Origin of the sequence: Luteibacter sp. OK325, assembly GCF_003050935.1 — a bacterium.
Lineage (GTDB): Bacteria > Pseudomonadota > Gammaproteobacteria > Xanthomonadales > Rhodanobacteraceae > Luteibacter.
This window is the reverse complement of record NZ_QAOX01000002.1, coordinates 711,471-723,033: the sequence shown is the minus strand read 5'-3', so window position 1 is coordinate 723,033 and position 11,563 is coordinate 711,471. Positions and strand designations below refer to the sequence as shown.

At 63.2% G+C, this 11,563-nt stretch carries 11 protein-coding genes; 7 read left to right on the top strand and 4 right to left on the bottom strand.

Features of this window, described 5'->3' with window-relative positions; translation table 11 throughout:
• Positions 1-3: 3 nt before the first annotated feature.
• Positions 4-588 (bottom strand): hypothetical protein, encoded by a 585-nt coding sequence (locus tag C8J98_RS06990; RefSeq protein ID WP_107912319.1) that lies wholly within the window; start codon positions 586-588, stop codon positions 4-6.
• Positions 589-639: 51 nt separating this feature from the next.
• Between C8J98_RS06990 and C8J98_RS06985 the strand changes: the two genes are divergently transcribed.
• From C8J98_RS06985 to C8J98_RS06975, 3 genes are all read left to right on the top strand, one after another.
• The gene (locus tag C8J98_RS06985) at positions 640-1,026 is read left to right on the top strand and encodes a helix-turn-helix domain-containing protein (protein ID WP_107912318.1); all 387 of its coding nucleotides are present in this window, start codon (positions 640-642) and stop codon (positions 1,024-1,026) included.
• A gap of 92 nt (positions 1,027-1,118) precedes the next feature.
• Complete coding sequence (gene yidA, locus C8J98_RS06980; protein ID WP_107912317.1) at positions 1,119-1,946, top strand: sugar-phosphatase; 828 nt, start codon at positions 1,119-1,121, stop codon at positions 1,944-1,946.
• A gap of 43 nt (positions 1,947-1,989) precedes the next feature.
• Positions 1,990-2,664, top strand: a complete 675-nt coding sequence (locus tag C8J98_RS06975; RefSeq protein WP_233260147.1) for a response regulator transcription factor — start codon at positions 1,990-1,992, stop codon at positions 2,662-2,664.
• Here C8J98_RS06975 and C8J98_RS06970 read toward each other — a convergent pair.
• The gene (locus C8J98_RS06970; protein WP_158272632.1) at positions 2,646-4,322 is read right to left on the bottom strand and encodes an ATP-binding protein; all 1,677 of its coding nucleotides are present in this window, start codon (positions 4,320-4,322) and stop codon (positions 2,646-2,648) included. The two genes, C8J98_RS06975 and C8J98_RS06970, sit on opposite strands and share 19 nt — an antisense overlap.
• Positions 4,323-4,497: 175 nt before the next feature.
• On the opposite strand from C8J98_RS06970, the gene C8J98_RS06965 reads away from it, so the two are divergent.
• The 4 genes from C8J98_RS06965 (at position 4,498) to C8J98_RS06950 (ending at position 9,758) form a co-directional block, all read left to right on the top strand.
• The gene (locus tag C8J98_RS06965; RefSeq protein WP_146171572.1) at positions 4,498-6,888 is read left to right on the top strand and encodes an adhesin; all 2,391 of its coding nucleotides are present in this window, start codon (positions 4,498-4,500) and stop codon (positions 6,886-6,888) included.
• 11 nt (positions 6,889-6,899) lie between these two features.
• Complete coding sequence (locus tag C8J98_RS06960) at positions 6,900-8,783, top strand: S8 family serine peptidase (RefSeq protein ID WP_107912310.1); 1,884 nt, start codon at positions 6,900-6,902, stop codon at positions 8,781-8,783.
• 199 nt (positions 8,784-8,982) lie between these two features.
• Positions 8,983-9,363, top strand: a complete 381-nt coding sequence (locus C8J98_RS06955; RefSeq protein ID WP_107912309.1) for a hypothetical protein — start codon at positions 8,983-8,985, stop codon at positions 9,361-9,363.
• The gene (locus tag C8J98_RS06950; RefSeq protein WP_107912307.1) at positions 9,360-9,758 is read left to right on the top strand and encodes a transcriptional regulator; all 399 of its coding nucleotides are present in this window, start codon (positions 9,360-9,362) and stop codon (positions 9,756-9,758) included. The genes C8J98_RS06955 and C8J98_RS06950 overlap by 4 nt, the downstream gene beginning before the upstream one ends.
• Positions 9,759-9,768: 10 nt before the next feature.
• On the opposite strand, the gene C8J98_RS06945 is transcribed toward C8J98_RS06950, so the two are convergent.
• Together C8J98_RS06945 and C8J98_RS06935 are read right to left on the bottom strand one after the other, a co-directional pair.
• Entirely contained in the window at positions 9,769-10,500 is a 732-nt protein-coding gene (locus C8J98_RS06945; RefSeq protein WP_107912305.1) for a DUF1080 domain-containing protein, read from the bottom strand.
• A gap of 231 nt (positions 10,501-10,731) precedes the next feature.
• Positions 10,732-11,526, bottom strand: coding sequence for a TetR/AcrR family transcriptional regulator (locus C8J98_RS06935; RefSeq protein WP_199229840.1), 795 nt, complete (start codon positions 11,524-11,526; stop codon positions 10,732-10,734).
• Positions 11,527-11,563 lie beyond the last annotated feature (37 nt).

Below are 11,563 nucleotides of genomic sequence, written 5' to 3'. Positions count from 1 at the left end.
GCGTCACATATCGGCCGGGACGCGAGTATCGGTCGCGACCCAGTTCAATTCCCAGGTGCGCCCACCATCCTCCGAGTAAGACTGTTCAAAACGCCACGAGGCATCCGTGACCTTCGAGATGACAAACCGCACGAAGATAGCCCGGCCATCGAGACTGTCCTGCCCGAAGAACTCACCGCGACCATCCCGAAATCCGCCATACACAGGCTCGGTCATGACGCCATTGCGCGCGCTTGCGAAGTTCAGGCTCCACTGCCTGGTCTGTGGGTTGTAGAGACGCAGGCTCATGCCCTCGATCTGCCCGGAGGGGCCTTTCACCCGCAACTCGACCAGGTTCGCACGGCCGTCCAGAACTTTTCGCACGACCGTGGTTCCGCTGTATTCGACCCATTCGCTTGACCCGGACAGCGGCTTTGCAAGCCGGCGCAGCTCGGTCTTCCAGGTGCCAATCTCCCAGTCGAAGTCGTGCTGCCCGTCCACCGGGCCAACGCTGGGGGAGGCTTGCGAAGGCATGGCCAGGGCGACCATAGTCAGCAACGCCACCCAGAGGAACGCACTGCTGGAGCGGTGTTGCAGGGTGTTCAGCATTGTCTTGTCCCGTTCGGCGAGATGCGGGAAGGATGCGATGGCGAGGGGACCATGAACAAGAAGGCACCTACAGGTAACCATGCCCAGATCGAAGGTTGTCCGCTTTCGGCGGCCTTCGGGGCGATCGGTGGCAAGTGGAAACTGACGATCCTGTATTGGCTTGCACATGGCGAGCTGCATTTCGCGGGGCTAGAGCGGCGCGCCGCACCCATTTCCCATAAGGTGCTGACGGAACAGCTGCGCGAACTCGAAGCCGATGGCATCGTCGATCGGACGCCGACCGGCGCGGTCCCTGCGCCGGTGATCTACCAGCTGACACCCTACGGGCAGACGTTGCTGCCGATCATTGAATCGGTGCGCTTATGGGGTGAGGGCCATCTGCAGCGCTCGGCGGTGCTCCCGCGCTCCGATGCGATGGCTTGCAGCCAACCTCTTTAGCATCACGACATTTCTGGAGACCAGCCGCTCGGGCTCCGTGCGCATTTGGTGCAATGCAGTAACATATCGCATCCCCCTACCGAACACCTCCGATGATCGACCTGATTGCCATCGACATGGACGGCACGCTGCTTGACTCCCACCACGCCATCTCGCCTCGGGTGAAGAAGGCCATTGCCGCCGTGCGCGCCCAGGGCGTCCGCATTGTCCTGGCGACCGGGCGACCCTTCTCAGGCATCGAGGAATACCTGGAGCAACTCGGCCTGGCTGGCGAGGACGATTACTGCATTACGTTCAACGGCGCTGTGATACAAAACGCCGCAGGCACGAGATCTGTGGCGGAAACCACGCTCGGCTACGACGATTTCATTTACTGCGAGAAAGTCGCACGGGACCTCGGCGTGCATTTTCATGTGCTCTACGAGCGGAGCATGATGACGCCGAATGCGGACATCAGCTCGCACACGGTGCGCGATGCGTACATCTCACGCACACCGTTGATCTACCGTTCCGTGGAACAGGTAGATCCGGCATGGCGCTTCCGGAAGTTCATGATGGTGGACGACGAAGCTGTCCTCGACAGGGCCATCGCCAACCTTCCGCCCGAACTCATGCAGCGCTATACGGTGGTGAAGAGCGCCGCCGATTTCCTCGAGATCCTTCACCCGGAAGCCGGCAAGGGCAGGGCACTCGAAACGTTGGCGGCGCATCTTGGCGTTGCCCCGGAGCGGATCATGGCGATCGGCGACCAGGAGAACGACCTGGTGATGCTCGAGTTCGCCGGGGTCGCGGTGGCCATGGGTAATGCGATCGATGCCGTCAAGGCTGTGGCGGATCATGTGACCACCAGCAACAACGAGGACGGCGTTGCCGTCGCGATCGAGCGCTATGTGTTGGGTAAAACGGCGTTGACTGGTTGACATGCCCGGGTTGGATGGTTATCCATGCCCGATGCCTATACCCGTGACACCGCCCCATATCGCGCTCGTCGAAGACGATGACGCCCTTCGCGATGACATTCTCATGCCGTGGCTGCTTGCCCACGGCTTCCACTGTGATGGGTTCGGCTCTGCCGCGGCACTCAGGGGTGCGATGCAGAAGGCCCCGTATGACATCGTGATCCTCGACGTCGGCTTGCCGGATGCAAACGGTTTTGAACTGGCGCGCGAGCTTCACCGCACGATGCGAATCGGTATCGTGATGCTCACCAGCCGCGATGCGACGACCGACCGGGTGCGCGGCCTCAACGAGGGTGCGGACGCCTATCTGGCCAAACCGGTCGACCTCGACGAGCTCGTTGCTACTTTGCACAGTGTGCTTCGTCGCCTTCGTCCCGAGCCACTTGTCGATAACGTCTGGCAGCTCACCGTCGGAGGCTGGTGCCTCGTTGCCCCGAACGGCAGGCGCATCGCGCTCAATGTGGCCGAGCGCAAGGTGCTCGGCCTGCTGATGGAGGTGCCGGGGGCGGTTGTTCCTCGTGCCGACATGGCCGCGGCATTGTCAGAGGACATCTACGATTTCGATCCGCACCGCCTCGAGATGATGGTCCACCGTCTGCGCAGCAAGATTGCCGATGCCACCGGCGAGGCCCTGCCACTTCGCACCGTGAGGGGCACCGGTTACGTCATGATGACCTGAGGTCGGCGCACCAGGCGACGGACGGTATCGACCAGCACCGTGGGCACAAAAGGCTTGGGCAGGCAGTGGATGTCCACACCGAAGCGCTGCAGGCGTTCGGCTTCTGCAGCGCCATGGGCCGAGATAAGGACGACCGGCAGTTGGGTGGTTTCCAGCCATGCGAGTTGGCCATCCGGATTCCCCGGCGCATGGCAGTCACTGACGACGACATCGAACGTGTAGCCAGGGTCGTCGAGTAACACGGTGGCTTCCTCGCCCGTCGCCTTGCCGATGGCGACACAGCCGGCATCGTCGAACGCATCCATAAGAAGCGCCCGGAGTTCCTCGTCGTCTTCGACCACCAGCACGCGCGGTGCTCTTTCTGGCCGGGTCTCAGGCGCCTGTTTTCTGCTCCCGTCGTGCATGCTGTCGACCATGGGAAGCCAGAGCCGAAAAGACGAGCCCTCGCCTGGAACGCTGTCGACCTGCACCCAGCCACCACTTGCCATGAAGGCGTCGCGAACGACGGCGAGGCCGAGGCCCGTCCCGGCGCCGATGGGCTTGGTGGTGAAATAGGGCTCGAAGATGCGCTGGCGGACTGCTTCGCTCATGCCTGAGCCGGTATCGCGAAGCTCGACAGCGACGCCGTCGACGCCTCCGTCCTGCCATTGCCGTAGCGTCGCCTCGAAGCGGCCGCCTCCGGGCATCGCGTCGCGCGCATTGGCGGCGATGTTGAGCAGCGAGAGTTCGAACTGCGCACGGTCGATGAGTACATGGGCCGGATGCGGTAGGCCTTGGTCGAACGAAACGACATGCGTGTCGACGAACAACTGTCGCAACATGGGTGCGGCTTCCTCCCAAGCTGCAACGATGTCGACCACCTCGGGGCGTATGGCTTCGCGTCGACTGAAGGTCAGGAGCTTGCGGCTCACAGCTGCGCCGCGCCGCGCGGCAAGGGCGATGCCCTGCACGGCGTCTTTCATGGGCCCGGGGGCGGGTGTGGTCCGCATCTGCTCGGCGTAACCGGAGATGACGGCAAGGACATTGTTGAAGTCGTGTGCGACCCCGCTGGCAAGGCGTCCGACCGTTTCCATCTTCTGGGCGTGGAGCAGGCCTTCCTGCGCCTGTTCCCGTGCGTGCATCTCGTCGCGCAAGGCGGAGACGCAGCGGTCGACGACGAAGGTGATGGCGAAGTAGCTCATCATCAGCGACGGCAGGTTGGCGGCACCTATCCACGGGCGAGCATAGGCGGCCTGTGTCAGATTGATCACATCGACGATGCCACCTGCGCAGAACATGAGGGTAAGCAGCCCATAGATGGTCCAGAGTGCGCGTCGCCCCAGCACAAGGCCGCCAAGCACGATGGTGAGCACCGGATAGGTCTGGTCGAGCAACTGCCGCGTCAGCCCGATGCTCACGTACATCGTCGTCAGCGCGATCAACATGGCGCCCACGAAAAGGGTCGTTGCGCGACGGACGTGACCCTTCTGTATGAGCCAGAGGGAAATCGCGGCGGCCGTCCAGACAACGACGTCAGCGGCGACATCGATCGTCACATCGTGGCGAAGGGGAGTGCGCACCACGCCGAGGTGATACGCCCAGCTCGCCGGCACGGTGACGAGGATGAACAGCATCAGCCATCTGAGTGCGGGCGCGTAGCGCTGATCGAGTCTTCGCATCCAGTTAGGTTTGGTTAGCATCGGTGACACTCGGTGCGTGTGACGAGGTGATGACATCCCTACGATGTGACGGCCGGCGCAATGCCGGAAAGACAGGACACAGGGCCACCGTTCGGGGAGGGATGCCGGGGGGCAACCGACGGGGCCAACGTGTAATTCCGTTAGGGAGCTAGAAGTGAAGCAACTACCTGAGACGTTCGGGCGCCTGCGTTTTGCAATGGCGCTGGCCATGACTGCGCCTGCCTTCGCCATGGCCGCGGAGACTCCGAAGGCCCATGTTGCTGCGGCGACCAGGGCAGCCGCTGCCGGCAGCACCTATGTTGCCGTTGATGGCGCGAATGATGGATCGGATGACGCCTATGCGGAACCCGGCACGGGCTCGGTCGCCATTGGGGCATCAAGCAGCGCGCTTGGCAACAGCAGCAGCGCCTTTGGTTACGCAAGCCAGGCCTTCGCCGACAATGCGCTGGCCCTTGGTGCCTTCAGCTTTGCCGGCGGCCTCAACGCGTCTGCTATTGGCGCATTTGCCACCGCCACCGGTGACAGCAGCGTGGCCCTCGGCTATGGCAGCGTTTCGTCGAATACGGGCGCTATGGCGCTGGGCGGGGCTGCGAGCATTCCGGATCCCACCGGGGATCACCTGATCGAGGCGACGACCACGGCCAGTGGCTATGCGGGTGTCGCTGTCGGATCCGGTGCCACGGCGCAGGCCGACTATGGCCTCGCTCTTGGCGTGGGAGCCAATGCCTCGGGTGATCAGGGCGTCGCCATTGGCCTGCAGGCACAGGCAACGGGCCCGGCGTCGATGGCCATAGGTAACTACGCGCATGCGGACGACCTTCTGTCCGAGGCCATTGGCTACGGCGCGGAGGCGTCGTCGCGCTGGTCGCTCGCCGTCGGTAATAACGCGCGTGCGTCGGGAGAGGGATCTGCCGCCATCGGCACGGGCGCTTACACCACCGGCGACAACCAGCTCGCCGTCGGTGAGGCTGCCATCGCCTCGAGCCAGTTCGGTGCCGACTCCGCGGTGGGCACCTATGCACACGCCTATGGTGGCAACTCCAGCGCGTTGGGGACGGCGTCGCTGGCCGACGGCTACGCATCGCTCGCTGTCGGAGGCGGCTGGGCCCAGGACGATTACGCGATCTCCGCAGGCTCGTATTCGCAGACGCGCGGCGTCGGTAGCATCGCCCTGGGTTCGAACGCCATGACTGGCGGACAGCGGCCGTCGCAGCCGGGCAGCGGCGATCCCGGCGACCCTGGCGGTTGCCTGATCTGCGTCAAGTCAAAAGCGGCCGGCGCGTCGCCCGACGAGGACGCGGACTATGCCATCGCCATCGGCGATGGTTCGCGCGCCTTCGGCCTGGGCGGCATTGCGATTGGCAGCAACGCCATGGTGCTCGGTACCAACAGCGTGGCCCTTGGCCAGGGCTCCATGGCCGACCGTGACAACTCGGTATCCGTGGGTGCGGCAACGACATGGACCGATAGCATGGGCTTCCAGCACGCCATGCTGGACCGGCAGATCACCAATGTGGCTGCAGGCAGTGAAGCGACCGATGCGGTCAACGTCGGGCAGCTCACGGATGCCATTGCAGGGGTCTCGGGCGGCGCGTCACAGAATGGCGCATCGATCGCCACGGCCTTCGGCGGTGGCGCGACCTACGGGCTCCAGGGCGTGACCGCACCGAGCTATCTCATCCAGGGCAATGCCTATAGTGACGTCGGTGGCGCGTTTGCGGCTCTCGACGGATCGCTGACCGGGGCGCTGAACAGCATCCGAGATCTCCAGCAGGCGGGCGGCGGCAACGGCGGTCAGGGTCCGGGGCATGGCCACGGCAACGGCGTCTCAGTGGGTGACGGAAGCATGGCGACCGATGGCCGCGACACGGCTATCGGCAAGAACGCCACCGTCGGCGCCGATGGCAGCACGGCGGTGGGTAGCAACGCGACGATCGATGCGACCGCGACCAATGCGGTTGCGATCGGCGCCGATACCCATGTGAGTGCACCCTCGGCGACTGCTGTCGGGCAGGGGGCTTCGGCCTCGGGCGCCAACAGCGTTGCCCTCGGTGCGGGATCCGTGGCGGCGGACGCCGATTCGGTCTCGGTCGGCTCGGCCACGCTTCAGCGCCGCGTGACCAACGTGGCGGCGGGCACCACGCCGACCGACGCCGCGAATGTCGGCCAGGTCGATCAGGCCCTCCAGTCGGCGAAGTCGTATGCCGATAGCCAGGATGCAACAACGCTGGGTAGTGCCAAGGCGTATACCGATCAGCGCTTCGACTCGATGAAGAGTCAGCTCGACGATCGCTTCCGCACCATCGACCGCCGCGTCGACCGTATCGGCGCGATGGGTGCCGCAAGCACGCAGATGGCCATCAACGCGGCGGGCGCGAGCACCTCCGGTGGACGCGTCGCCGTTGGCGCAGGTGTCCAGGGTGGTGAGCGCGCATTGTCGGTCGGTTACGCCACGCAACTGGGTGAACGCACCCGCATGAGCATCGGCGGCGCTTTCAGCGGCTCCGAGAATTCCGCCGGCATCGGCTTTGGTGTCGACCTGTGAGGACCTTCATCATGAATCCTGTTCGTGTTTTCATTCCCGCCGCGCTTGCCCTCGCCATCCTTACTGCCTTCCCGGCGAGTGCGGCAGCGGCGGTGACCGACCGGAAGGCCGATGTCACCGGCATCCAGGCCACTGGCCATTACGACCGTTTCATTGTTCGCTACCGCGCCGGCAGCAACGAGCGCACGCGTGCTGATGCGGTTGTGCAGAACATCACCGCGGCGCTTGCCCGTGCCATTCCGACGACTGGCCGTACCGTCCCCGTCACGGCTCGCGCGTTGCGTCAGATGGCGGTCGGAGGCACGGTAGTGAAGTTCTCCCGTGCGTTGGCTTCTTCCGAAGCGTCGAGCGTGATGCGGGCCATCGCGGCGGATCCTGCCGTGCTACATGTCGAACCCGACCTGATGATGCATGCGACAAAGGTGAATCGGGCTGCCGCGGTGCCTGACGATGAGTACTTCGCCGTCGCCCAGTGGGACCTGACCAACGCCACGGGTGGCATGAACCTGCCTGCCGTGTGGGACAGCTTTCCCGGTGTCGATGGCACCGGCGTCACCGTGGCCGTCATCGACACCGGCATCACCGAGCACGACGACCTCGACACGAACCTCGCCTCGGCGGGATACGACTTCATTGTGGACAGCTTCGTTTCTGGCCGTGTCTCCGACGGACGTGTCGCTGGCGGCTGGGATCTTGGCGACTGGACCAATGCAGAACCATGGCTCTCCGAATGCACGGACATCGATCACCCGCCCGAATCGAGTACCTGGCACGGCAGCAACGTCGCCGGCGTCATTGCCGAGCGGACGAACAACGCTATCGGCACAGCCGGTGTGGCGCCGGGAGCGAAAGTCCTGCCTATCCGTGCGCTGGGTCATTGCGGCGGGTACACCTCCGACATCGCGGACGCCATTGTCTGGGCCGCTGGAGGTCAGGTCGACAGCGTTCCCGACAACACCCATCGGGCCGATGTCATCAACATGAGCCTCGGCGGAGGTGGCGCGTGCGTCGACGACAGTGTGACGCGGGACGCCATCAACCTGGCGATCGGCCTTGGCACGACGGTCGTGGTCGCCGCGGGCAATTCCTCGGATGACGCGGCCAATTACACGCCGGCGAGTTGCCCGGGCGTCGTCACCGTGGGTGCCACCGGGATCACGGGGCGCCGTGCGTTTTACTCGAACTACGGCAGTACGGTGACCCTGGCCGCACCGGGCGGTGGCATCTATACGAATGACGCACCCAACGGCACCGTCGCCAATCCCGACGGCTTTATCTGGGCGGCGTACAACAGTGGGCTCACCACGCCGATTTCGATTGCAGACGGCGGAGTGACCTATGCCGGCATGGCCGGCACCTCACAGGCGACGCCGCACGTGGCGGCCACGGTCGCCCTGATGCTCGACGCCGCAAGCCGGATGAGCCTGCCGCGGCCGGCACCCTCCGACATCAAGGCCATGCTGGCAGCGAGCACACGGCCCTTTCCGCGCACGCCTGACAAGTTTGTCGGCAGTGGCATCCTCGACGCCCAGCGGGCTGTCGCCACGGTCACCGGCGTACAGCTGCCCGAGCAGATCACGGTCCTCGTACCCGGTGCGCTCTCCACGCCGGTATTGCGCGCGGCAGGTGGGTCCGCGGTGTTTTCCATCGACGTGCCGGCCGGGGCACGGAACCTGATCATTCGCAGTATTGGCGGCACCGGCGATGCTTCCCTGTTCGTCAAGGCAGGCGCGGCACCGGCAGCGGACGGCTCGGATGCTACGGCGCGCTCCGTGCATCCGGGCAACACCGAAAGCGTGATCGTCAACGCGCCGGTGGCGGGGACGTGGTTCGTGCGGCTCTCGGCGGTCAAGGACATGGAGAACGTCACCGTGTTGGCTACTTACGTGCGCTGATCGACGAGGGGGAGGGATTTCTGATCTCGTTAAAAAGCCGCGTTCTGGAAGGAGCGCGGCTTTTTTCGTCTGTACGACAACGGGCTGATTTACGGGTGCCTCAGGGGCTGTGCCTACAGAAAACTTCAAGTCGTCTTGATACGTTGATCTAGCTGACTGTGCTTCGCTTGACTTCATATCATCGGATGATATAGTTACCATGAGTTCGACAAAGAACGACCTCGATGCGCTCCTCAATCTCGATGGCGAAAGGGTCATTCTAGATGAGCTTTATTGGGTGAAGTTTGAAGTTCACCACGTAACACCAACAGACCGGATTCCCCACGGTATCCGCTACTCGTTGAGCCTTCATCGACCGGGTGGGCCGCGAATTCTCGGCTTCGACAATGCGCATGGCATTCCGCTTGCTGGAAGCCCTTACAAGTACGCCGGACGCGTCATCAGCTTCGATCACGAGCATGTCTACACTGGACGGCCCAACCCATCAGCGGTCCATTATGAGTTCAACAGCCCCGGTGAGCTTGTTGCTGATTTCTGGAAGGCTGTGGACGCTGCGCTCCTTAAGGAGATACCGTCATGATTGAGGTTCAAGAAATCAAGGTCGAAGAGAAGGTGCTTCGGATTGGCGTGAGTTCGAAGGAGGCTATCCGCAAGAGGACGATTGATATCGCCTCGGGTGCTTTGAAGCCGTCTGACCACGACCCCAAGGTTTGGATCACCTCGACTCAGGCGCTTGCTCAGCTCCTTAGCCCAGAGAATATTGGGCTTCTGAAGGTCATCCAGGAGACCCATCCGGCGTCGGTAAGCGAGTTGGCGCGGACCACAGGGCGTCAGCAAGGCAACCTCTCTCGAACGCTGGCAAACATGTCGCAGTACGGATTGGTGTCTCTGTCGAAAGAGGCGAACAATCAGGTGCGTCCCGTGGCGAATGCCACGAGGATCGAAGTTGAGATCGACTTTTCTGTGGCAGGCTGAAGGCCGCCTCTCAGTTCAGCTCTTTAATCCGGATGTTGCGAAACGCTATCTGGATGGGCGGCACGCCCTTGTCTTCGCCGCCCTGCAGCGCGATACGGCCTTTGTGGAAGCGTGCGTAATCTTCCATCTTCGCGAACTTCGTCTTTCCGACAAGGGCGGTCCATTCCGGCGTCCACAGGGTGGTGTCGACGGTCTTGTGTCCGTTCTGGAAGAACTGCACGTGGCCGTGGTCGACGATGATCTCGATGGCGTTCCAGTGGCCGTGCTCGTTGACGTTCTCGATGTCCGAGGAGATCAGGTCGAAGAGGTCACCGGAGCGTTCGTACAGCGTATAGCTGTCCGGCTTGGTGCACACGAGGTCGGCGATCTGCATCTCGGGCCCGGTTTCCCAGGTGTATTTGTACTTCGGCGATTCCTTGACGTTGAAGATCACACCAGCATCGGCGCAGGCAGTCATCTTCCAGTCGAGCTTGAGGTCGAAGTTCTCGTATTCTTTCTCGGTGACGAGATCCGCGAAGTCGGCGTCGGGCGCTTTGAGATCACGGTCGAGCTGGATCGCGCCGTCGACGACGCTCCAGTCCTTGCCCGTGCCCTTCTGACCGAAGGAGTGCCAGCCCTGCAGCGTCTTGCCGTCGAAAAGCGATTGCCAACCCTGCGCCTTCTCGGCGGCGGTCGGGACGGTGTCCGCGGCGATGGCGGGAAGGGCGGCGAAGCAGCAGGCGAGGGCAAGCGCACGAAGCATGATGGCGTTCCGGGGAGGGGAAACGCCGAGCGTAACCGCGGTGGCGCGTGGGATACCCTGCCGGAAGTCACGTTGCGAGCTGAAGACTCGCCCGGACTATAAACAAGCAGGGATGACGGCGGCTCCACATTCTCATGAGGAAACTACCTCTCAACGTCGTTTTGGCGTGGGAGGAGAAGGGCGCCGTCGTCTGGTGCATCTTCGACAACACGGCGCGGGGCGAGGCGATACCTAACGCACTGACTTTGATGTCGCAGCTGAGCGCTTGACCTTGCTCTTCTTCACGGCGGCCGCATAGCGTTCTTCGCCCTCGACGAACTTGTCGTAATAACGCACGACCATTTCGGCGACCTCGGTATTGATGATATGGCTGTCCATCGTCGGATTGTCCACGGCCATTTCCGTGGCCGCGTACATCACTTCGGTGGACAGGCGCATCGCAACACGCAGGGCGGCCGGGTCGGCGCTCGGGTAGCGATCGCGCAGGCCTTCGTAGCTCGTCTCCGCCACGTCGTCGTGTGAGGCCAGACGAATGTGCCGTAGCGTGGGTACCGCGCGAAGCGCCCGCATGATCCATACCGCGCCAGGAAAGGCGAGCGTTGCCGCGTTGATCGCCGCCTGCATGTCACGCAGGCCACGAATGCTGGCTTCACGCGAGCCGTCGTAGTCGAGCGCCTTTTCCTCTTCCAGCCAGGCTCTGTACGCCTTGTTCTGGCATTTCATCAGGCGCTCGCCGAGCTCCTTGAGGATGGCGTACTTGTTCGGGAAGTACCGATAGAGCGCGGGTGGCGAGATACCGGCCTTCGCGCAAACCAGATTCGTCGACAGACGTTCCACGCCTACTTCGCCGAGCAGGCGCGAGGTGACCTCGAGGATCAACTCGAAGGTTTCGACCGAGCGTTGTTGCATCGGTTGTTGCTTGGTGTCCAGCGGGATCGCGGGAAGCGCATCGGCTTTCTTCCGACGCGTGGCGCTATTCATGGGGTAGACCTCGGCGAGCGTCTTCGTGATTTTGAACGAAGACAAATTGGTTCCAGATGATACTTATTTCGCTGCAGCGTGC